Consider the following 23648-nt stretch of genomic DNA (forward strand, 5'->3'; position numbering starts at 1 on the left):
GACACCGACACCAGTCGGCGTCGCCGCCCCGTTCCGTTGCGCTGGTTGCCTACGGCATCAGCCGGCCGGCTGCTCCGGATGGAACCCGGCCGCGGTGTCGAGCACGTCCTCGTCGGTGAAGCGCTCGTGGTCGATCGTCACCTCGGCCGCGACTCCCGGCTCGATGAAGTAGAACACCTCGTCGCCCGCGAAGAGGCCGTCGTACCCTCCGACCTTCACCGGCTCGAGCTGCCAGGAGCCCGGCTCCTTCTCCTCGTACTCGACGAGGAAGTCCTTCACGGCCTCGAGGTCGGTGAGCCGCTCGCCGCGCAGGGTCTTCACGGTCAGGTCGACCTTGAACGCACCCTCCGGATCCGGGCCGGTCTCCCACACCCTGCTGTGGAAGGAGACGTCCTCCCACTCGTACTCGAAATCGCTCGGCGTGCCGATGCCTTCGGGCAGGTGCTCGATCACGAAGCCGTCCAAGGTGCCAGTCCTTTGCTCGATCGACGGAGGCGCTGTGAAGGACGCCGGCGGCCGGGTGAACTCCGACGCCGAGGCGGGAACGGTCGCCGAGGCCCCTAGCGCGGCCAGGACGACCGCGCTCCCGGTCACGATACGACGGGCGGACGGCACGACTCGGGAACGAAGCGATGAACGCGACATGGCTGCCTCCTGGGTACGGCGTCCCGCCTGCTGCGAGACGCCTTCGTGCCCAAGAAGATGCAGCGATCGGCCTCCGCCCCGACGGACGAATTCGCACCTGTGGACAACCGGAATGCCGAGTTTCAGTGCCCGATCAAGCGATGCAACCGATGGAACGTCTGCCGGAACCCGAGCCGCGGCCAGGCCCGCGACGACAGCAGGTTCGTCACCCGCCAGTCGGTCACCACCGACGTGTACCCGGTCTGCGCCGACCACTGCAGCACCGCCTCACCCAACGCCCGCCCGGCACCCAACCCACGTGCCGATGGCAGCACGGCGGCGAACCCGAGAAATCCTGCGTTGTCAGGCTTCGCCAGCCCGTTGTGCGAACTCGACTTGTCCAACGAGCACCCGACCGACGAGCCGATGACCTCTCCGTTGTACGAGGCAACAAAGGTCACGAAGTCCGGGTCGTCGATCGACTGCTCCCAGTCCGCGACTGCCTCGTCGAGCGTCGGCAGCTCCCCGGACGAGAACACCGGCGACAAGCCCTGATGTTGGGGGAGGACAAGATCGAGCTCCGCGAGGACAGGGATGTCCGCACGTGTCGCCCGTCGGACGGTGAGCGACGACGGAGGCGGTAGCGGCGCATCCGGCACCGGACGGACCGCGTGCGCGTGCTGCGATCCGAACGCCAGCCGGAACCACGCGTCGATCAGCTCGGCGTCATCAGGCACCAGGACGTAGTGCGCGATGCGGCCGTCGTCGACCCACTGCGCCGCGGCCGCGCCGTACAGGTCCCGGATGTGTTCCGGATCACGTACGGCATGACCGGCGGCTTCGACCCAGATGTTCGGTCCCCAGACCGGGGACTGCTTAGGTGCGGCGAGCAAGTATCCGGTCACTTCGCCGGCCTCCACCATGACGGCGCCGGACGCACCTTCGGTCTCCCACGCCGCGGTCACCTCGACCAGCGCGAGCCGTTCGTCCTCGTAGTCAGCGGGAAGCAGTGGGTGACGCTTGCGATGCGCCTGATGCCGCTGGGCGAGCAGTCCGGCCGCAGCCGGCAGATCCGCCTCCTCGAACGGGCGGACGACGTGTCGGGACATACTTCGGACGGTACGCCGCAACGCCGCCCCCAGACACGGGTTTTCGGTGGTCCGGGGCCACACCGGAACTGATTTGGCTGCTCTGCCCAGATCCTCTAGACTGTAAACACAACGACGCGGGGTGGAGCAGCTCGGTAGCTCGCTGGGCTCATAACCCAGAGGTCATAGGTTCAAATCCTATCCCCGCTACCACGGAAGGCCCTCGGACCAGGTAGAACCTCGGTCGGAGGGCCTTCGTCATTCGCGCCGGATCAGGCCGACTGCGTCCAGACATCGCGTTCCTGGTCCTCACCGAGGGCGGTCCCCGGCCCTTCGTGAAAGCGTTTTGAAAGCCGGGTGGTTCACGCTTGCCGGGTCATAGTGCGGGCTCGCGCAGGGGGTGGCTTCGTGATCCGATCCGGGCAGTGGCGGCGCAGGCGGGTTGCGGTGATGGGAATCGCCTGGGTGACGGCTCTGGCCGTCATGCTGCAGGTGGGCGTACCGGACCCAAGTCTAGCGGCTCCGCCTGCCCGGGCCGGGGGCGCCGCGGGCGGCACTGACAAGCCTCCGGAGCAGCAGACAGGGTCTGCTGACGAGCCGCCGAGTGCCGGATCGACCGATACCTCGGTGCCGGGCGTGCCGGGTCGTCCGGCGGTTCGTCCTGCGGGTGCCGTGCCCGAGCGGCTGAGGATGCCTGTGCTGACAGAACCCGTACCGACCGCAGGCAAGCTCACCGAAGTGGTAGTTCGCGAGGACCAGCGCAAATCCGCCTCCGCGAAGGTTGCCGAGGTGCGCGGCGAGTGGTCGGAGCGGGAGCGGGTATACCGCAACGCAGACGGGACCATGACCCGGCGGCTGTACGACGCGCCGGTGAACCTGCGTGCCGACGACGGCACCTGGACTCCGATGGATCTAGTCCTGGCCGCTGGACAGGACGGGCGGCTGGCTCCCCGCAACGCGCGGTACAAGACCAGCTTCGCGGCAACGACCGGGAATCGTGACCTAGGGGTCATGGAGCTGGACGGCGAGCACAGCGTCGCGTTCGGCCTCCGCGGTGGGCCCGCGGCGATGGCGCACGTCGAGGGTGCGGAGGTCAGGTACCCGGCGGTGCGGCCGGGCGCCGACCTCGAGCTTGCAGCGACGGCCACCGGTCTGAAGGAAGACATCGTGCTGCGCTCTGTCGCCGCGCCGACGGTCTACGAGTTCGATCTCCGGCTGCGCGGGCTGACGCCGGCGCTGGATCGCAGTACCGGGGAGATCAAGTTGTCCGACACGGCCGGCGCGATCCGGGCCGTGATCCCCGCCGGCTGGATGGCCGACGCACGGGGTGCGGTATCCCGCGAGGTCGTCTACACGCTGGCCCGGGCAGGGGCCGGCTGGGTGTTCCGCGTGACGGTTGATCCGAGTTGGCTGCGGCAACCGGGGCGGACGTTTCCGGTAACGGTCGACCCCTCGGTGCAGGCGGTCGACACCCTGAACGACGACCTGGACGACACCTACGTCACGAAGGGCTCGACCGCTGACCGGTCGGGTGAGATCCAGCTCCAGGTCGGCAACTCCGGCGGTGGTGCGATCTCGGCCTCGTACATGCACTTCTCCAGCCTGACCAGCAAGCTCCGCAACCAGTACATCGTCGGCGCCTCGCTGGTCCTGCACAACGCGAGCAGCGCATCGTGCACTCCGAAGCCGGTCGACGTCTACGCCGTCGGCGCACCCTGGTCCGGCCCGACACTCACAAGGTGGCCAGGCGCCCCACTGGCGCAGCATTTGTCCCAGAAGTCCTTCGCGTTCGGCCACCCGTGCGGCGAATCGGGGTACGCGGACTTCCCGCTGCCCGCCGACGTGGTGACGGACTGGACGCATGGAGCTCCCTTCTACGGGATGTCCGCCAGGGCCGCGAACGAGTCGGATACCGGCGCCTTCAAACGCTTCTCGTCGGCCAACGCCGGCAATGACGGCGTCCCGTATCTCGACGTCGAATACTCGGCTCAGGGCGCGGCGTACCGGGTGGACGAGGTGACACTGCCGACGGCCGCACACAACGGCCGGATCAAGGCGCGGGTGACGAACCGAGGCTCGGCCACCTGGACGCCGGCCGGACCTCACAAGTTCGGCTTCATCGTCAAGCAGAACGGCGTGGTCAAGCAGACCTCGCCGAAGTTCTCGATGACGGGGAACGTGGCGCCGAACGGCACGGTCGCAATGGACGTCCCGATGGCTCCGTTGACACCGGGCGTCTATCAGGTCTACCTGACGATGTACGACGGCGCGGCGGACTACCGGTCGGCGTACGGTGTCCCGTACGGCGTGTTCGACCTCAAGGTGGAGAACGTCCCGCCGAGTGTGAACTACGAGCAGCCCGCCAGCGGCGCTGCGGTCGACTCGATTCTGCCGACCCTGTACGCCGAGGGCATCGACACCGACGGCTGGCCGGGCACCGGACTGAAGTACAACTTCAAGATCTGCACGAACCCCGAAGGCACGGCCGGTTGCACCAGTTCGGGCTGGACGAGTGCGACCTGGACGCCGCCGGCAGGCCGGTTCCAGTGGAGCAAGACCTACTACTGGTGGGTGCAGGCGCACGACAACGTGAAGGCAGGCCCGTTCGCAGGGCCACTCGTGTTGACCACCGAGGTACCGCAGCCGCAGATCACCGCGCACCTGGGCGGTACTCCGGAAGGCGCCCCGGCCCCTGGTCTCGATCCGCAGGTCGGCAACTACGGGATGTCCGCCAAGGACGCCGCGGTCGCGACGGTCGGACCCGACCTGACCATCGAGCGCACCTACAACAGCCTCGACCCCCGCACCGACACCGCGTTCGGGCAGGGGTGGGCCTCGCGACTCGACACGCAGTTGGCCGGTGACGCGGACGGTTCGGACAATGTGGTCGTCACATTGCCGAGCGGTCGCCAGGTCCGGTTCGGGCGCAACGCCGACGAGACCTTCTCGCCGCCACAGGGACAGAATCTCACGCTGGTCTACGACAAGAGCAGTGGCGAATACACCCTGCGAGACGTCACCGGCACTCGCTGGATCTTCAACCTGCACGGCCGTTTGCGCACGATCATCGACCCGGCCGGTCTGGTCGAGGAGCTCGTGTACGACGACGCAGGGCCGGGCGGCAAACCGACCAGCATCCACAACCTCACCAGCAAGCGGCGGCTCTACCTGACGTGGACCGGCGGACACGTCACCGAAGTACGCACCGATCCGCCTGCCACCGGCCGGCCCGCACTGCGTTGGACCTATACCTACGACGGCAACCAGTTGCTTACGGCATGCAATCCCGCGGCGGCGCCGAACTGCACGCAGTACAGCTATCAGCAAGGGTCGCACTACCGCTCTGTCGTGCTCGACGACAATCCACGCGGCTACTGGCGACTCGGCGAGTCCACCTCGACTGCCGGCGCGGCGAGCGCTACTGCTCGCAAGCCTGGCGTAGACAGCGGCACCTACACCGGCGTCGCGCTAGCGGCCCAGGGAGCACTGGCCGGTACTGCGGACACTGGCGCAGCCTTCAGCCCCGACAGTGCCAGCCGAGTGGTGCTGCCGCAGAAGCTGACGAGCCCGACCATGTCGCTGGCCGTGGAGCTGTGGTTCCGCACGACCAGCGGTGGTGTCCTGATGAGCTACGCCGACAAGCCGTTCGGTACTGCGGCTGCCTCGTGGGCCCCCATTCTGTACGTCGGTCAGGACGGCCACCTTCGTGGTGGCTTCTGGGTACCGAAGCCGACCGGCCAGCGACAGATCCAGTCAACCGAGCCGGTCAACGACGGCCAGTGGCACCACGTCGTACTGTCGGGAGCGATCGACAAGCAGGTCATGTACGTCGACGGCACGGCACAGCTCGCGTCGCCAGGCGATGCCGAGCCCGCAACGATTCGCGGCGTGATCGACCACGACAAGCTGCAGCACCTGGTGGTCGGCACCGGCAACACGAAGAACTGGCCGTCCGGCAACGACGGTGACTACTACTTCAACGGCGGGATCGACGAGGTCGCGGTCTACCAGCACCCGCTCGGCGCCACAGCGGCCGCGCAGCACTATGCCGCCCGTGCTGCCGTCGTCCAGCTCACCAAGGTCACCCTCCCGCAGGACGGCCGCGTCGCGGCCGCCTTGACCTACGACGACATCAACGACCGAGTGGCCACGCTGACCGACCACGACGGCCGAACCTGGCGGCTGGACAACCCCGCCCGCAACGAAGCGGTCCGCACGGTCACGCTGCGCGGTCCGTATCCGGACTGGAGCTACGAGTTCGACGCCGATCACGGCGGGCGGCTGATCTCGCGGACCCACGACGGCAAGAAGCGCGGCTACGCCTACAACACCGCGGGATTCCTCTCCGAGCAGCTCGACGAACTCGGCCACAAGGCAACGTTCACGACCGATGCCCGCGGCAACGTCCTGTCCAGGACCACCTGCCGCGCCGCAGGGTCCTGCCAGACGTCGTACTCGACCTACTACCTGAACACGGCCGATGCCCTCGATCCACGTAACGACCGCAAGCTGACCGACTCCGATCCGAGATCATCGGGACCGACCGACACGACGTACCGGACCAGCTACACCTACGACACCGTCGGACGCCAGATCTCGGTCAGCTATCCCGAGACGGCGGCCGGTGCGAGTCCGACGGAGAGTTGGAGGTACTCGACCGGATCCGAGCCCGCGATCGGCGGCGGGACAACCCCCGCCGGCCTGTTGGTCGAGCACACGGGTAAACGGGCGGGCCAAGTCACCAGCTACCTGTATCGCTCGACCGGCGACCTCGCCGAACAGGTGGACCCGGTCGGGCTCCGGACCCGTTACGAGTACGACGCCATCGGCCGGCGGACCGTGCAGCGGACACTGTCGGAGACCGGTGCGGAGTTCAGCAGCGAGACCACGACGTACACGCCGCGGTCCGAGGTCGACACTGTTACCGGCCCGCTGGTGCGCAACGCGGTCACCGGCGCCGAGACCCGCCTCGTCGTCGATCACGACTACGACGCCAACGGCAACCGCATCCGGACCACCCAGTCCGGTGCTGGAGTCACAGCGCGTACGACGAGCTACACGTACAACGCCAACGACAATCTCGAGACCACGACCTACCCGGACCGCACGGTCGAGCGCAAGGAATACCGGGACGCGGGCCGTGAGATCCGGACGACCGATCCGGCCGGAACCACCTGGATCGAGTACTACGACTCGCAGTCGCGCCTACTGCGCAAGGTCGCGAGCGGACCGAACGTGGACCCCCAGGACCCGGCGGCCACGGTACTTACTCTCGAAACCCACACGTACGACGCGGCCGGCCGCTTGCGCAGCAGCCGAGACGCGATGGGCTGGGAGACGACCCGCACCTACTACGACGACGACCGCCCGGCCACGACCGTCCGCGGCGGCGTGGTACAGGAGCAGTTCGAGTACGACGCGGCCGGCAACACGACCAAGAAGACCACTGCCGGTGGGCGGGTCACCACCACGTCCTATGACCCGGCCGGGTATGTCGCCGTTACTACGCTGGATCCGGCCGGCCTGGCGCGGACCACGACCTACGTGCGGGCCGAGGACGGCCTTGCTGCCAAGGAGACCAGGACAGGCGCGGCGCAGCCGGGCCGCGCGGAGAGCACGTCGTTCGGGTACGACGCAGCCGGGCGCCTGGTCCGAGAGGATGTCTCGCCGAGTGCGGGTGACGTCCTGACCGTCAGCCACACCCGCGACGAGCGCGGTCTCGTCACTGCGACCACCGACCGAAGGCGGCTCACCACCAACTACGAGTACGACGCTGCGGGCCGGGTGACCGCGCAGACACTGCCCGAGGTGGAGACGTGGGTGGGCGGCGTCCGCCAGGCCGGCGTCCGACCGCGAACCACCTTCGGCTACAACGCCTTCGGCGACCTCACAGACCAGAAGGACGCCAGCGGCGCTGTCACGACACTCGGCTACGACTCGCATAGCCGGCCGACGTCGGTACGGTTGCCGGCGTATACGCCGCCGGGTGGATCCCCGGTTGCCGCGGTGGAGATCACGGAGTACGACGCGGCCGGTAACCCCGTCAAGAGCGTGGATCCGCTGCAACGGGTGACAACCCGCACCTTCGACCCGCACGGCCGAGTGCTGACGCAGTCGCCGCCGAAGGTCGGGGACCAGCCCAACACGACGACGTTCAGCTACAACCGAAACGGTGAGCTCCTGTCGACCACCGACCCGACCGGGGCGCAGCGGCTGTCGACGTACGACGCCTTGGGGCGCCGGCTCACCGACACCGTTGCCGAGCGCCACCCGCAGCTCACCTACCTCACCACGACCTACTCCTATGACGACGCGGGCAACCAGACCGGGGTCAAGACGCCGACCGAGGCCGTCACGAAGACCACCTACAACAACGCCGGCGAACCGTTGACTCTGACGGACCCGACCGGCCGTGTCGCCAGGACGGAGTACGACATTGCCGGCCGGCCGGTCTCCGACACCGACCCCTCCGGGATCGTCACCCGCACCAGCTACGACTTGCTGGGACGGGCGACTCTCACCACGCAGCTCGGCGGAAGCCCGCTGACCGAGCGGCGCCGCAGCCAGCAGGCGTACGACCCGAACGGCAATGTCATCCGGACCACCTCGCCCGAGGGGCGGAACCAGACGTTCGTGTACGACGCAGCGAACAGGCTCGTCCGCCAGGACGAGCAAGTTGCCGAAGGCAAGCTGATCCAGACCGCCTTCGGCTACGACGCCGCCGGCAACAAGACCAGGCTGATCGACGGCCGGCAGAATGCCACCGACTACACCTTCACGCCGTGGGGGTTGCCGGAGTCGACCATCGAGCCCGGCGGGGTGAAGTGGACCTCGGTCTACGACGCCGCCGGCCAGGTGGTCCGCAGCAACGCGCCAGGCGGCGTGGTAGTCACCTCGGAGTACGACGCCCAGGGCCGGATCGTCAAGCAGTCCGGCAGCGGGGCGGAGGCAGAGACCTCCGACAAGACCTTCGGGTACGACGCCGTCGGCCGGCTGACCAGCTTCGGTACGCCGACCGGCACCAGGACAGTGTCGTACGACGACCGAGGCAATGTCCTCGCGATGACCGGCGGGACCGGCCAGGCGACGTACCGGTACGACGGCGACGGCCGGCCGGTGACACGGACAGACCCGACCGGCACGTCGTCGTTCAGCTATGACAAAGCGGGGCGCCCGACGGCGGTCGCAGACGGGCTGTCCGGGCGGACGATCGACCACACCTACGACGCCGGCGGACGGTTGGTGTGGACCGCGGAGCGCGGCCTGGAGCAGGGCGTCAAGCGGATCCGGACGTACGACGCACTTGGCAGGCTCGGGTCCGACAAGGTGTCCGAGGCCGACCCGGCGGGTGGGGCGCCACGTGTCATCCACGGCACGGAGTACGGGTACGACGGGGACGACAACCTGACCGCGAAGACGACGATCACCAACAACCAGCGGTCGGCCAACAGCTACGGCTACGACGGTGCGAGCCGATTGACATCGTGGACGGCGCCAGGTGGTGCGGTCACGCCGTACGAGTGGGACGAGGCAGGTAACCGCACACGCGCGGGGGCGAAGACGTTCACCTACAACGACCGGAACCAACTCCTCTCCGACGGCACCACGAGCTACACCTACACTCCGCGCGGAACATCGACTGCAGGAAAGTACGACGCGTTCGACCAGTTGATCTCGGAGGGGTCGACGACGTACTCCTACGACAGCCTGGGGAGGGTCGCATCGCGTGGCGGTAGCGCGTTCACGTACAACAGTTTCGGCAACGATGTCATCTCGGACGGCTCCCGCCTGATCAGCCGAGACCCGACCGGCGTACCGCTGTCGGACAAGGAGGCCGGCTCGACCGCGACAGCCAAGCTTCTGTACTCGGACCAGCACGGCGACGTCACCGGCAGGTTCCGAGGGCTCGACTCCTACGGTCAACGGACCTTCGACCCCTTCGGCCAGGTGACGTCGTCAACCGGTGAACAGTCCCCACTCGGCTACCAAGGCGAATGGACCGACCCCGCCACCAACGCCGTCAACATGCACTCCCGCTGGTACACCCCCACCACCAGCACCTTCACCAGCCGCGACACGTGGACGGTCACGCCTAGCTCTTCCACGGCCGCAAACCGTTACACGTATGCCAACGGCAACCCTCTGGTGCGCGTGGATCCGACGGGACACCTCGCGTGGTTCGTGGTGTTCTGGCTGGCTGTACTTTTCCTGTGGAGAGCTGCGATCTTCCTGATCGCGCTGGCGGAGGCGGCCTGGATCATCTATCAGGGCTCCGGTCCGATCAGAGGCGGGATCGAGCGTCTGATCGATCTCACGAACGAGAAGGTCGCCGGGACTCCGAAGGCCGACCCGGAGGCGATGCGTCGATTGCAGGCGCAGTCCGCCCGGGAACTTGCCCTGGCGGTCATGAGAGCTGCCATGACTGCGCAGATCAGGCGGATGCTGGCCAACCTGGCGCTGAACCACAAGCTCGGGCGGGCGGGCGGTGCGTTCTACGGAAAGGGCCCCGGGATCGCGTTGCCGCCGCCTCCGCCGCCGCAGTGGTTGTTGAACATTCAGAACCCGCCGCCGCGGCCGGCGCCTGGGTCGACTGTGCAGCCGCGGCCGTACGCCGTGTCCGCCGGTGATCCGGTGATCATCGATCGGTCTGACGAGTACGCCTGGAACGCCACCAAGACCACGGTCGCGGAGGCCGGGGCGACGCAGCTGTCCGGTGGGCTCGGAATGGCGCGCTTGCCGAGCGAGCCGGCCGCGGCTGAGCCCTCGGCGGCTGAGCCGACGACGACGTCGTCCGGATTGCCGGAGGTACCGCAGTTGTACCGGGTGCCGCGGCAGAGCTGGTACGGCGACGCGTTCCCGGATCCGCTCAAGATGCTCCAGCTCGGTTCCGGACAGCCGGCCCAAGGGCCGGGACAGACAGGAATGAGGACACGGTGAAGCACTGGAGAATGTTCGTGGGGTGGGTGGCGGTGCTGGCGACCGCTACCGGACTGACCGTGGCATCAGGCCCGGTCGCGAGTGCCCGACCTCCGGGTAACGGCCGGATGGACGGGGCGGTGGCGCGGGCTGCTGGGTTGGCTTCGGCGCCGTTGCCGGGGAAGGCGGCGACCAGTCCGTTGGCGACGGACAGTGCCGGGCGGGTTGTCGTGTACGTCGAGGGCGAGCCGGCCGCGGTACGGACTGCTGTGGCGCGGGCGGGGGGTGCTGTGTCCGATACCGCGGGGCGTCGCGTTCGCGCCGCAGTACCGCCCGGCAAGCTGGAGGCGCTGTCCGCATCGCCTGGCGTGCAAGATGTGCGTAGGCCGGAGACGCCTGTGCCGATGGAGATCATCTCCGAAGGCGTGCAGCCGTCGGGTGCGCTGGCGTGGCATGGCGACGGCCGCAAGGGCGCCGGCGTCAAGGTCGGCATTCTGGATGTCGGGTTCGGCCGGCTCGAGGCCGCCCAGGCGAACGGCGAGTTGCCGGCTACGGTGACGAGGTACGACGGTCGCTGCGGCGCCGAGCACAGCTTCTCGCACGGAACGACCGTCGCAGAGGTCGTCCACGACGTCGCCCCGGAGGCCGAGCTGTACCTGGCCTGCGTCACCGACTCGATGGACTTCGACGACGCCGCCCGCTGGCTCGAGGCACAGGGCGTGCAGGTCGTCAACGTCTCCATGGGCTTCCCCGGTACCGGCCGAGGCGACGGGCTTCCGGATCCGAACCAGACCGACTGGTCACCGGCCACCGTCGTCGCCTGGCTGCGCGGCGAAGGCATCACGGTCGTCGCTGCGGCCGGCAACGAGGGCGAGCAGCACATGAGCGGCCTGACCGCGGATCCCGAGGCCAACGGCTGGATGAACATCGCGGGTGCTACCGAGAGCCTCGGGTTCTCGATCGGGGCCGGCGCCACCGTGACGGTCGAGCTCAAGTGGGACGCCTGGCCGCGGACGACCGACGACTTCGACCTGTTCGTGATGGATCACGGCACCAGGCCGGTCGACCTGAACGATCCGCACCTCGGCGGCAGGTACTCGGTCCGGGCGCAGAAGACGACGCCTGGCGGCCTGTCGCCGTACGAGACGGTGAAGGTCATCAACTCGAGCGGGGTCGCCCAGACCTATTGGGTCTACGTCCAGAGCCATGGCGCCAGGACGAATCTCCGGTACGACCTCACGGCGTACGGGCCGGCGAACGGCTTCACCGACAAGACGCCGGCCGGGAGCATCGCAGAGCCGGCCAGTTCGCCGGTAGCACTGGCAGTCGGTGCGATCACGCCGGCCAACGCCGGCGCCGGTGGCACTGTGGAGAGCTACAGCAGCCGGGGTCCGAGCATCGACGGCCGGATCAAGCCGAACCTGGTCGGCTTCACCAGCGTGAGCACCTACACCGGCGGTACTGCTCCCGGTACTACGAAGTCAGGCACCTCGATCGCGGCAGCACACGTCACCGGCGCCGCAGCGCTCTACAAGGGCGCCAACCCGAGCCTGGACCCGGCCGAGCTGGAGGCGCTGCTACTGGACAGCTCCAGCCGCCCGGGACGGAGCAACACGTTCGGGTACGGCATAGTCAACGTGGGCGCATCGCGAGTCCCACAACCGCCGACCGGCAACGGATTCACGCCGCTGCAGACTCCGCAACGGGTCCTGAACACCAACGACGGCACTGGTGGCCAGACGGGTCCGCTGACAGCAGGACAGACGCACACGTTGCAGATCACGAATCTGCCGGCGGATGCGACTGCCGTCGTACTCGACATCATTTCGACCGGTGGCGGCGTCACCAGGTTGGAGGTGTTCGGCGACGTCTCCACCGACGTCCACGCGCTTGACGTGCTGCCCGGCCGAAGCAACCAGGTGACGGTCGCGGCAACGCTGCATCCGGTGGACAAGGTCGTCCGAGTCCGCAACACGTCCGCGAACGCCAGCGTGATCGTGGACCTGCTCGGCTACTTCAGTCCGTCCTCGGCGTCGACGTACTTCCCGCTCCAGCAGCCGACGACGCTGCTGGACACCAGGACCTGGGGCGTGCCGTCCCCGAAGCTCGCGAACGCCGAGGAGCAGGTCGTACCGGTGCGTGGCGTCGCCGGGGTCCCGTCGAACGCGACAGCCGTGATGGTCAACGTGACCTCGAGCGATGCCAGTACGACGTCGTACCTCGACCTGTACGCGAAGAACTGGCCGGCCAAAGGGATGCTGACGGCGTACCCGGGGGAGCGGCTGACGAAGCTCACCGTGGTGCCGATCGGCGACGACGGCGCGATCCGGATCCGTGGCCGGGGCGGCGAGGTCCACGCGGCGATCGACCTGATCGGCTGGTTCGGCGGCAGTGGCGGTGCGCGGTACGTGCCACTGCGGTACACCGAGCGCGCCTTCGACACCAGTACCGGCGTTTACACCATCCCGACCCCGTTCGGGGCCGGTCAGACGCGGGAGTTCCGGTTGACCCTGCAACAGCGGGTGCCGGTCGACGCGTCGGCTGCTTGGCTGACGGTTCGTGCTACCTCACGCGACCGGAACCCGTCAGCGATGGAGGTGTCGGCTCGTGAACACCCGCGGACCGGTCATGCGCAGCTCACCACCCAGTGGTACCAGTCCGAGACCCACAGCACGGGGACTGCCCAGAGCAACGGTGTCGTCGTGCCACTGGGCGCCACCGGCATCCTCGGCATCCGTAGTGAGCTCGGCACCGCCGCCAGCGGTCCGGTCAGGGCGGCGCCCGATGTGTCGGTCGCGCTGCAGGGGTACTTCACCGGTGCTACTGCCGTCGCCCCGGCCGCGCAGCCGGCACCGAACGGGCATTGGAAGCTGGACGAGGCGAGCGGCACCACGGCCGCAGACGCGTCCGGTCGCGGCCAGACGGTGACGATGCAGGGCGGCAGCGAGTGGATCGGCGGGCGGACCGGGCGGGCCGCGTGGCTCGACGGCACAAGTGGCTTCGGTACGACGGCCGCTCCGGTACTGCGGACCGACCAGAGCTTCTCGGTCGCGGCCTGGGTCTACCAGAACAAGCGCGGCGGCTACTACACCGCGGTCAGCCAGGACGGCAATCACGCGTCCGCGTTCTACCTGCAGTACGATCCGAAGGCCGACCGTTGGAGAATCGTTGTCCCAAGCAACGACAGCGTCAACCCTGCGAGCTACGCCGCTGCCACCGACGTGAACCCGGCCCGGCTGGGTGAGTGGACCCATCTGGTCGGCGTGTACGACGCGCCCGCGCGCAAGCTGAAGCTGTTCGTCAACGGCGCCATGGCCGGCCAGACGACCGCGACCGTCTGGCGGGCGGACGGCCCGTTGAGCATCGGCGCCGCCAAGGCCGCCGGCGTACGGCAGAATTTCTTCCCGCGGGGCATCGACGAGGTCCGGACCTACGACCGGGCCCTGGTGGATTCCGAGGTTCGCGAGCTGCACACCAGCACCGCGGGGATCAACCTCGACCGTTGGGCGTTCGACGAGGGAACCGGCACAGTAGCCAAGGACTCGACCTCACGAGCGATCGACGGCACGCTGTCCGGCGGCGCGGCCTGGACGACCGGGGTGTCCGGGACGGCGGTCCAGCTGAACGGCTCGACGGCGTACGTCGGGATGCCGATCCGGGGTGTCCTCACCAAGGGCAGCTTCACCATCTCGGCCTGGGCGTATCCGACCGCCAAGCAGGCGAACGCCGTTCTCGCCCAGGACGGCAACCGGATGAGCCCGTTCTTCCTGCAGTACTCGCTCGCCCGGGACCGGTGGATGCTCGGCGGCATGCAGGCTGACACCGATGCGGCGCCTGCCTTCTGGGCAGCGCTGTCCGACAGCCCCGTCGCGCTCAACCAGTGGACGCATCTGGCCGGGGTGTACGACGCAGGTGCGCGTCAGTTGCGCCTCTACGTCAACGGGAAGCTGACCGGGACGAGCGAAGGGATCAACCTGTTCGACGGTACGGGCGGCTTCAACGTCGGGCGGGCGAAGTACCAGGGCCGTTATGTCAATCACTTCGCCGGGGCGATCGACGACGCGCGAACCTACCAGGGAGTACTCACCGCCTCCCAGATCAAGGCACTTGCGGTCCGCTGATCCCCATCGCCGGTTCCGTTTCGATGCGCCAGGTCGAGGCGCGACGCTCGGGGCGGAACCGGCCCCCAGCGGGGCCTGATTTGGTCCCGCAGCAGCCATGACCTAGACTTGAGCAGGTAAGAACGCGACGCGGGGTGGAGCAGCTCGGTAGCTCGCTGGGCTCATAACCCAGAGGTCGCAGGTTCAAATCCTGCCCCCGCTACGGAAGAAGGCCCGGACCAGGTGGTCCGGGCCTTCGCTTTTGTTCTAGGCGGTTGGCACTGACTGGCGGGCGACGAAGGCGGCGATCGGGTCGGCGACGGCTGCGGGGTTCGTGGCGACCGAGAAGTGGTCGCCGTTCTCGAGGTCGGTGTCTTCGCACTGCGAGAACAGGCCGTGGAGCCAGGCGCGAATGGCAACCGGTAGCGGGGCCGAGGGTTGTGCGCACCAGGACAGGACCGGGCAGTGGATCGCGGTTGCCTGTGACGGGCCGAAGGTCCACTCGGGCAGGGCCTGCGCCTCGTGTTCGAACCACGTCGGCGCGTCCTCGATGCCTTGGCTGATGACCTCGGGACCGGCCGCGTTGGCCGCCGTACGCCAGTCCACGCCCTGGGGTGTGAACAGTGCGTCGTACGCGCCGATGACGTCACCGGCCTGGTAGCGACCGGCCATCGCTTCCATCAGCGGCCCGAAGACCTCGAGGATGCCCGCGTGCTCGCTTGCGGCGAGCCAGCCGAACGCCGGCAGCGGTTCCAGCAGCACCAGCGAACGCACACGCTCCGGATGCGCGGCTGCGACGTCCATCGCGATCATCGCGCCCTCGGAGTGGCCGACGAAATGGGCGCTGTCGACCTCGAGGTGGTCGAGGAGCGCGACCGCGTCGGCCACCTGGTCGGCGAAGCTGCCCGCCGGACCGCTGCTGCCACCCATGCCGCGGCGGTGGTACCGGATGCGGCGGACCCCGGACAGCGCGGGCTGCGTGGCCAGCGGACGCAGGAAGTCGGCCCAGATCGCGCCGTGGACGAACACCACGGGTGCGCCCTCTCCCTCGACGGAGTAGGCCAGCTCGATGCCGTTCACCGTTGTTTGCTTCATCGGACTCTCCCTTGTCCCGGACGAACACTGGTTCGACTGTGGATCGCGGCGGCACCGGCCTGGATCAGCATTGGCTGCCAACCTGCGGCGACGGAGGTGGGTACTACTACCCACCTCTGCGCAGCTGGGTCATGCTGGTCGCATGGAGGCCGTCGCTGCGGCTCACCTGACCCGTGCGCGGGAGCTTCACCAGGCGTCCCGCTGGGAGGAGGCGTGCGCGGAGTACGCCGCCGCGGACGCCGTCCAGCCGCTCGCCGTCCAGGACCTGGAGGCGTACGCCGAGGCAGCGCAGGTCTCGGCCCGTGGCAGCGAGGCGGTGGTCCTGCTGCGCCGGGCCTTCGACCTGCGTCTCAGCGCCGACGAGATCGAGGATGCGGCGTACGCGGCCTTCTGGCTCTGGTGGGCGCACTTCACCGGCAACGAGCTCGTTCAGGCGAACGGCTGGCTGCAGCAGGTCGGCCGGGCGCTGGGACCGGAGCTGGCCGGTAGTCCGTGGCTGCGGATCCCCGAGGCGATGTTCCACGGGATGACCGGGGAGCGGGCGCAGGCCGAGGAGCTGTTGAGCGCGATCGTCGCGGGCAACCGCGGTGACATCGTCCCCTGGGCGCTGTCCGTGTGGGGCCAGACCCTGATCGACGAGGGCCGGCTCCGCGACGGGCTCGATCGCCTGGAGGAGGCGATGGCCGCGCTGTACGACGGTGGTCTGTCGGCGCGGGTCACGCCCTGGATCTACTGCGCCGCGGTCCGCGGGTGCTGCCTGGCGCGCGACTTCACTCGGGCCCGCGCGTGGAACCGGTCGATGGCCGGCTGGCTCGATTCGCTGACCAGCCTGGGCGGCGCGTACCTCGGGAACTGCCGGATCTACCGCTCACGGTTGATGTGCCTGACCGGTGCGTGGCGGGATGCGCTCAACGAGATCGCCGCGGTCTGCGAGGATCTCGACGGGTACGCGGGGTGGGTCTGCGGGCACGCGTTCTACCAGCTCGGCGAGGTGCAGCGGCTGCGGGGCGAGTGGGTGATCGCCGAGGAGGCGTACCGGCGCGCGGCGCAGTACGGCTGTCCGACTCAGCCCGGGCTCTCGCTGCTGAGACTTGCGCAAGGTGATGTCGAGGCCGCGTCGGCCGGTGTCCGTCGTGCGTTGGCCGAGGTGACGACGATGCCGGACCGGCTGGACCTGTTGAAGGCTGCCGTCACCATCCACATCGAGGAGGGCGATCTCCAGGCGGCGCGGGATGCGGTGACGGAGTTCGACAGCGTCACGGCGGAGGTGACGACGGTTGCGATCGAGGCGGAGGGCTCGGCGATCAGGGGTGCGCTGGCGCTGGCCGAGGGTGATGCCGGGGCCGCGTTACCGCTGCTCCGGCGGGCGGTCGGCGCGTGGCAGGCGCAGGAGGCTCCGCACGAGGTCGCGAAGCTGAACGTGCTGATCGGGCAAGCCTGCCGCGCGCTCGGTGACCATGACGGTGCTCGGCTCGAGTTCTCGGCGGCTCGGGAGACGTTCGAGCGGCTGGGCGCGCAGCCGGACCTGGCGCTCCTGGACCGGATCGCCTCCGGCGCCGGTGCCCACGGGCTCACGCACCGCGAGCTCCAGGTCCTCTGCGCCATAGCCCAAGGCAAGTCGAACCGCGCGATCGCCAACGAACTCCACCTCAGCGAACGCACCGTACACCGTCACGTCGCCAACATCTTCACCAAACTCGGCGTCGACTCCCGCACCGCCGCAGTCGCCCACGCAATCAAACAACGCATCGTCGAGGTCGGAATCCTCTAGACGGCGAGTTCGCCGAGTTCGGACCAGTTGTTCTGGGGGAGTTTGAAGTTGACGATGCGTGGGGTTTCCACCAGGTGGGGTGGCAGGTGTTGCTGGGCGGACTTGAAGTGGTCCGAGGTGACGTGGTGGGTGGCTGCGTCGTCGTCGGTGAAGGCCTCGACCAGGACGTATTCGTTCGGGTCGTCGAGGGAGCGGGACCAGTCGAACCACAGGCAGCCCGGTTCGGCGCGGGTCGCGGTGGTGAAGTCGGCGGTGATGGACGGCCAGTCGGCGGCGTACTCCGGCTTCACCCGGAACTTCGCGGTGATGAAGATCATGAGCACCAACCTAGCCGAGCAAGCGAAAGCCGCCGTCCGCCCCGGTGACGAGGGGCAGGCGGCGGCTCGAGCGGCCTGGACGGTTGGGTCAGGCGGCTTGCAGTACGCGGTTCCGGGCGGCCCAGACCGCTCGGCGCAGTTTGGCCTTGTCCGGGTAGCCGGCCTCGCGGCCGACCAGGTAGACGTCGTGGTTGCGCATCTTCACCATGGCGGCGACGTACCAGACCGGGTTCCCCTCGGCCAGCATGGTGACGATCATGTTCCGGGTGTCGGTGGTGATGTTCATTCTGACCCTCTCCTTTGGTCGCTCTCACTGATACGTCGAAGCAGAGCGGCCGGATTCGACACCCTCGACACAAAAATCCGGAGAAAACAGAGCGCCCCGATCGATGATCGGGGCGCTTGTCCGTGTGGGTCCCGGGGGGAGTGGGACCACCACACGTTGGGGGGACTTCGACGTTAACCCGGCGAAGGGGTCACCGTCAGTCGTTCGGGGCGTCCCGAAGAGTAATTCCATTCGACGGCACGAGTTCAGCGACTGGTGCGCCGCCGGTACAGCGAGGTCGCCAGCACGATCGAGATCAGGAGCAGACCACAACACCACGCCAGCGCGAGCCGCCCGTTGTTCTCCATCGGCGTCCCGATCAGCAGGCTGCGGACCGTTTCGATCACCGGGGTGATCGGCTGGTGCTCGCTGATCGGGCGCAACCACGCGGGCATCGACTCCGGTCGCACGAACGCACTGCTCAGGTACGGCAGGAACAGCATGAAGAAGCTGAGCGTGCTGGCCGATTCGACGGTCTTCGCGACCACCCCGAGCCCCGCGGCGAGCCAGGACAGTGCAACGACGTACAGCAACAGCAGACCGATCGCGGCGAGCCAGTCCAGCACCCCGCCGGCCGGACGGAACCCCATGGCGAGCGAGGCGAGGATGACGATCGTCGTCGCGGTCGCGTTGCGCGCGACACTCGCGACCACGTGTCCGGTCAGTACGGCGAAGCTGTGGATCGGCAAGGACCGCAGCCGGTCGATCATGCCGCTGTTCATGTCGTCGGCGACGACCATCGCCGTCGACGCGGCGCCGTACCCGGTGGTGAGCAGCAGGATGCCCGGTACGACGTAGTTCACGTACTCCGTGCCCGTGTCGATCGCGCCGCCGAACACGTAGACGAACAGCGCCATCATCAGCAGCGGCAACAGGATCGACGCGAACACGGTGTCGGCGTTGCGGCGCGCCAGCCGCACGCTGCGGTCGATCATGGTCGCCACGTCCGAGCAGGCGGCGACAACTCCCTGGTGTGACATCAGCAAACCCCCTCAGGCGGTCAAGGCGAGGAACACGTCGTCGAGCGTGGGCCGGTGCGAGGACACCCGCTCCGGCTGCAGCCCGTTGTCACGCAGTACGTCGAGCACGTGGTGCAGGTGGGCCGCCGTACCGTCCGACGGCACGTTGAGCACCAGCTGGTCGACCACACCGCTCACGACACCGGCAGCCTTCAGCAGCTGCACCTCGTCGCTGAACCGGAGCTCGATCCGCTCACCGCCGATCTGCGTCTTGAGCGCGTCAGCAGTGCCACTGGCCACGATCCGGCCCTGGTCGAGCAGCACGATCCGGTCGGCTAGGCGGTCCGCCTCCTCCAGGTACTGCGTGGTGAGCAGGATCGTCGTCCCGCCACGGACAAGCTCGACGATCGCGTCCCACATCGCCGAGCGGCTCGCGGGATCGAGACCAGTGGTCGGCTCGTCGAGGAAGATCACCCGGGGCTGTGCGATGAGGCTCATCGCCAGGTCGAGCTTGCGCCGCATGCCGCCGGAGTAGGTCTTCACGCGCCGGTCCATCGCGCCGGTCAGCCCGAACTGCTCCAGCAGCTCGGTCGTACGACGCTGCGCGGTCCGCCGGCCGAGGTGCATCAGCCGGCCGACCATCACCAGGTTCTCCCGGCCGGTCTGGTTCTCGTCGACCGCGGCGTACTGCCCGGTCAGACTGATCACCCCGCGGACCCGGGCCGGTTCGCGCAGCACGTCGTACCCGGCGATGGTCGCCGTACCGGAGTCCGGCCTGGTCAGCGTGGTCAGGATCCGCACCGTGGTGGTCTTGCCGGCGCCGTTCGGGCCGAGCAGTGCGAGCACCGACCCCTCCGCGACGCGGAGGTCCACCCCGGTCAGCACGTCGGTCGCGCCGTACGACTTCTTCAGGCCGGTCGCCTCGACGATCATCGTCCCCTCCTTACTGCGTATTGGATACGCTAAATAGCGTAGCAGGTACGCAGTATGGCTCGGCAAGCCCTAAACTGCGGGAGTGGAGAACAACGAGCTGCCAGCCGACGTCGCGTTGATGTGGCGGTTGCGGGCGGCGCCCCGGCGCGGGCCGAAGCCGTCGCTGACCCTCGACGACATCGTCGCGGCGGCGATCGCGATCGCGGACGAGGAGGGCGACCTCGGCGCGGTGTCGATGGCGCGCGTCGCGGAACGGCTCGGCAACTCGACGATGGCGCTCTACCGGCACGTGAAGAGCAAGGACGACCTGTTCGTGCTGATGTCCGACGCGGCGCTCGAGCGCCCCGAACCGCTGCCGGACGGCATCGACTGGCGGACCGGGCTGACGTTCTGGGCGGACGGCGTCCTGTCCGCGATCCGCAAGCACAAGTGGTACGCGAAGGTCCCGATCTCCGGGCCGCCGGCCGGGCCGAACAACCTCGCCTGGTTCGACCTCGCGCTCGGCGCGCTCCGTGACACCGGCCTGCCCGAGGAGGCGAAGGTCGGCATCGTGATGGGCCTGATCACCTACGTCCAGGGGGAGATCCGGGTCGCGTTCGACCTGGCCGCTGGCTTCGACGAGAACCCGGCGGCGTTCCAGCAGTACGGCGCGACGCTCGCGCGGGTCGTGGATCCGCGGGTGTACCCGTCGGTGGCGAAGCTGATCGACGCGGGCGTCTTCGAGACCGACACGAGTTTCGAGGAGGACAACGACGCGGACTTCGACTTCGGCTTGCAGCTTTATCTGGACGGCGTCGCCGCGTTCATCGACCGGGTCGGATGATCGCGTCCGCCGCCGATGCGCCGGCGGCGATCAGTTGCGCGTTGCGCTCGTCCGATCCGTAGGTGCGTTCGCGTGCTTCCTCGGGCGATCGGCCGAAGCGGCGGTGCCGCGCCTCCAGCCGTTCGTGGCGCAGCTCCTCGGGTACCTCGACGTACCAGCACTGGTCGAGCAGCTCGCGGACGGCCGACCAGGGCGACTCGTCGAGTAGCAGGTAGTTGCCTTCGGTCAGGACGAGCGTGACCTCGGGCGCGACACCGATGCTCGCCGCGATCGAGTCCTCGATGCCGCGGTCGAAGCGCGGCGCCCAGAGTTGCTCGTCAGGCGCCTGCTTCAGGCGCCGCAGCATCGCCACGAACCCGTGGCCGTCGAAGGTGTGCGGTGCGCCCTTCACGTCGGCGATCCCGAGTTCCTCGAGCACCGACTGGGCGAGGTGGTAGCCGTCCATCGGCACCAGCGCGACCTGGTGTCCGTCGGCGAGGAGCTTCGCGGCCAGTTGTTCGGCGTACGTCGACTTGCCGGCGGCGGGCGCCCCGGTGATCCCGAGGAGCTGCCGCCGCCCCCGCGTCGCCAGCTCGACGGCGCGGTCGTAGGCGGCGGCGGAGTCCAAGGTCTGCACCTAGGCAAGATAGCCGTCGGGACGGACCAGGATCTCGTCGCCCGGCTCGGCGTGATAGATCGCGAACGCCTCCGGCGAGGTGATGTCGACGGTGTGCGGGTGCGTCGACGCGGTGGTCGGCGCGAACCGCAACAGCGTCTCGTGCGGGCCGCGGAGCAGCTCGAACAACCTGACCTTGTTGCCTGCGGCATCTACCAGTGGGGCGTCCGGCGCGCGGTCGCCGGGTGCGAGCGGCCGGGTGTCCGACGGGTCGCGGTACGAGATGTCCAGCTGGCGGGTGTTCTCGCCGCGCTCGAGCGCCGCCTCGTCGCCGTCGAGGTGCTTCTGCATCAGGTCCTCGCTGATCCCGAGCACCCGCTGTGCGTTCGTCCGGCGCTCGGTCTCGTACGTCGCCAGCACCTCCTCGCGTCCGTCCGCGAGCTTCCAGCCGAGGTTGTATGCGTCCTGGACGCCGGTGTTCAGGCCCTGGCCGCCGGTCGGCGGGTGGACGTGGGCGGCGTCGCCGGCGATGAAGACCCGGCCGACCCGGAACTTGGCGGCGAGCCGGACGTTCGGGCGCCAGACCGTCGACCAGGTCAGGTCGCGAAGCTTCGCCGTACCTGGGCCGGCGAACTGGTCGACAACCGCCTGCAGTCCTTCCAATGAGGTGTCGGCGTCGTCGCCGTCGAGTGGGGCGCCGAACTGGAACTGGTCGCCGCCGGACAGCGGCGCCATCACGATCCCGGACATCGGGTTGTCGGCCGCGCCGAACCAGTAGCCGTACTCGTGATCGAGACCGTCCGCCGCGACGTCGCCGAGCAGCATCCGGATGGAGTCGTCGGTCGTCCCTTCGAAGGCGATCCCGAGGTGCTTGCGGACGAAGCTCTTCCCGCCGTCCGCGCCGACCAGGTAGTCAACGGTCAGCGTCTCGCCGGTGGACAGTTCGGCCGTCACGGCGTCCTCGGTCTGGGTGAAACCGACGAGCGCGGCGTCCAGTTCGACCTTGACGCCGTACTCCGCGAGCTTGTCGCGCAGGATCCGCTCGGTGCGGGACTGGCTCAGCATCCAGCCGTTCGGGTACGGGACGTCCGGGGTCGGTTCGAGCAGCTCGCCCATCCGGCGCTCGTCGACCAGCCGGCCGCCGACGTGGACCTTCAGCAGCGGGGACGGCCGGCCCTGCCGCAGCACCTCGTCGAGTACGCCGAGGTCCTCGAAGACCTCCAGCGTCCGCGGCTGCAGACCGTCGCCGCGCGATCCGTTGAAGAACTCGGCCGCCTTGTCGATCACCCGGACCGCGATGCCGCGCCGGGCGAGCTCGATGCCGAGGGTCAGGCCGGTCGGTCCGGCGCCGGCGATCAGGACGTTCATGCTGGTCTCCTTGACTGAATTCTGATTCACTGAATTTAGATTCAGTTTGGAGGTGGTTAGGGTTTGCTGTCAAGGGAGGTTGTCGTGACGGAGACGGTGAGCCGCCGGCAGCGGGCGGCCGGGACCGAGGTGGCGCTGAAGCAGGCCGCGCGCGAGGTCTTCGCCGAGCGCGGGTACCTGACCACGAAGATCACCGACATCACCGCGGCCGCGGGGCGCGCGACGGGGTCGTTCTACAACCACTTCGCGAGCAAGGAGGAGCTGCTCGAGGCGTTGTTGCGCGACATGCTGGCGTCGGCCGACGACCTCGTGCTGGACGATGCCGGGCACGAGGCCGACTTCAGCAAGCTGTCAGCGATCCGCTGGCACGTGGCGGCGTTCTGGCAGTTCTACAAGGCGCATCTGCCGGAGATGATCGCCGTCAAGCAGGCCTCGATGGTGGACCCGGAGCTGGGGCAACGGCTGCAACGGATCATGTCCGACGACGACCAGCACATGATCGACCACTTCGCCCACCTGCCGAACCCGCCGGCCGATCCGCTGGTCGCGCTGTCCGCAATGAACGCGCTGCTGGAAGGTTTCGCCTACACCTGGCTGGTGGTGAATCCCGCGAACGGCCAGACGATCACGGACGAGACCGCGATCGACACCCTCGCCAACCTCATCCACCACGGCCTGGCCGGTTAGGGCCTGTCTGGTAATCCAGCGCCTACTGCGGGGCACTCGGCACGGCA

General features: G+C 68.5%; 14 protein-coding genes and 2 tRNA genes. 7 read left to right on the forward strand and 9 right to left on the reverse strand.

Annotated elements, in window-relative coordinates:
* Nucleotides 1–57: 57 nt before the first annotated feature.
* A complete protein-coding gene (locus tag ABN611_RS21495) occupies nt 58–645 on the reverse strand; it encodes a hypothetical protein (RefSeq protein ID WP_350273995.1) in 588 nt (195 codons plus the stop codon).
* A 122-nt stretch (nt 646–767) separates the two neighbouring features.
* Nucleotides 768–1733: a GNAT family N-acetyltransferase gene (locus ABN611_RS21500; RefSeq protein ID WP_350273996.1), complete on the reverse strand. Its 966-nt coding sequence runs from the start codon at nt 1731–1733 to the stop codon at nt 768–770.
* A 115-nt stretch (nt 1734–1848) separates the two neighbouring features.
* Here ABN611_RS21500 and ABN611_RS21505 point away from each other — a divergent pair.
* The 4 genes from ABN611_RS21505 to ABN611_RS21520 all read left to right on the forward strand — a co-directional run bounded on the left by ABN611_RS21505 (nt 1849) and on the right by ABN611_RS21520 (nt 14951).
* Nucleotides 1849–1925: transfer RNA gene (locus ABN611_RS21505), tRNA-Met, on the forward strand.
* Nucleotides 1926–2408: 483 nt separating this feature from the next.
* Nucleotides 2409–10649, forward strand: a complete 8241-nt coding sequence (locus ABN611_RS21510) for an RHS repeat-associated core domain-containing protein (protein ID WP_350273997.1) — start codon at nt 2409–2411, stop codon at nt 10647–10649.
* Nucleotides 10646–14749 carry a LamG-like jellyroll fold domain-containing protein gene (locus ABN611_RS21515; protein WP_350273998.1) on the forward strand — a complete coding sequence of 1368 codons (4104 nt, stop codon included), beginning with the start codon at nt 10646–10648 and terminating at the stop codon, nt 14747–14749. Before ABN611_RS21510 ends, ABN611_RS21515 begins: the two co-directional genes overlap by 4 nt.
* A 128-nt stretch (nt 14750–14877) precedes the next feature.
* A tRNA-Met gene (locus ABN611_RS21520) sits at nt 14878–14951 on the forward strand.
* A 44-nt stretch (nt 14952–14995) separates the two neighbouring features.
* Here ABN611_RS21520 and ABN611_RS21525 read toward each other — a convergent pair.
* Nucleotides 14996–15823: an alpha/beta hydrolase gene (locus ABN611_RS21525; protein WP_350273999.1), complete on the reverse strand. Its 828-nt coding sequence runs from the start codon at nt 15821–15823 to the stop codon at nt 14996–14998.
* Nucleotides 15824–15965: 142 nt separating this feature from the next.
* Between ABN611_RS21525 and ABN611_RS21530 the strand changes: the two genes are divergently transcribed.
* Complete coding sequence (locus tag ABN611_RS21530) at nt 15966–17594, forward strand: response regulator transcription factor (protein ID WP_350274000.1); 1629 nt, start codon at nt 15966–15968, stop codon at nt 17592–17594.
* Here the strand turns inward: ABN611_RS21530 and ABN611_RS21535 are convergent.
* From ABN611_RS21535 to ABN611_RS21550, 4 genes are all read right to left on the reverse strand, one after another.
* The gene (locus tag ABN611_RS21535; protein WP_350274001.1) at nt 17591–17911 is read right to left on the reverse strand and encodes a putative quinol monooxygenase; all 321 of its coding nucleotides are present in this window, start codon (nt 17909–17911) and stop codon (nt 17591–17593) included. The two genes, ABN611_RS21530 and ABN611_RS21535, sit on opposite strands and share 4 nt — an antisense overlap.
* Nucleotides 17912–17999: 88 nt before the next feature.
* Nucleotides 18000–18197, reverse strand: coding sequence for a hypothetical protein (locus ABN611_RS21540; RefSeq protein WP_350274002.1), 198 nt, complete (start codon nt 18195–18197; stop codon nt 18000–18002).
* Nucleotides 18198–18442: 245 nt separating this feature from the next.
* Complete coding sequence (locus ABN611_RS21545) at nt 18443–19171, reverse strand: ABC transporter permease (protein ID WP_350274003.1); 729 nt, start codon at nt 19169–19171, stop codon at nt 18443–18445.
* A 57-nt stretch (nt 19172–19228) separates the two neighbouring features.
* The gene (locus tag ABN611_RS21550) at nt 19229–20128 is read right to left on the reverse strand and encodes an ATP-binding cassette domain-containing protein (protein ID WP_350274004.1); all 900 of its coding nucleotides are present in this window, start codon (nt 20126–20128) and stop codon (nt 19229–19231) included.
* Nucleotides 20129–20210: 82 nt separating this feature from the next.
* Between ABN611_RS21550 and ABN611_RS21555 the strand changes: the two genes are divergently transcribed.
* Entirely contained in the window at nt 20211–20951 is a 741-nt protein-coding gene (locus ABN611_RS21555; RefSeq protein ID WP_350274005.1) for a TetR/AcrR family transcriptional regulator, read from the forward strand.
* On the opposite strand, the gene ABN611_RS21560 is transcribed toward ABN611_RS21555, so the two are convergent.
* Entirely contained in the window at nt 20932–21567 is a 636-nt protein-coding gene (locus tag ABN611_RS21560; protein ID WP_350274006.1) for a nucleoside/nucleotide kinase family protein, read from the reverse strand. The genes ABN611_RS21555 and ABN611_RS21560 overlap by 20 nt on opposite strands.
* The gene (locus ABN611_RS21565; protein ID WP_350274007.1) at nt 21568–22914 is read right to left on the reverse strand and encodes an FAD-dependent monooxygenase; all 1347 of its coding nucleotides are present in this window, start codon (nt 22912–22914) and stop codon (nt 21568–21570) included.
* 84 nt (nt 22915–22998) lie between these two features.
* Between ABN611_RS21565 and ABN611_RS21570 the strand changes: the two genes are divergently transcribed.
* Nucleotides 22999–23601, forward strand: a complete 603-nt coding sequence (locus ABN611_RS21570) for a TetR/AcrR family transcriptional regulator (RefSeq protein WP_350274008.1) — start codon at nt 22999–23001, stop codon at nt 23599–23601.
* The last annotated feature ends 47 nt before the right edge of the window (nt 23602–23648 follow it).

The organism is Kribbella sp. HUAS MG21, from assembly GCF_040254265.1.
In the GTDB taxonomy this organism is placed as follows: Bacteria; Actinomycetota; Actinomycetes; order Propionibacteriales; family Kribbellaceae; genus Kribbella.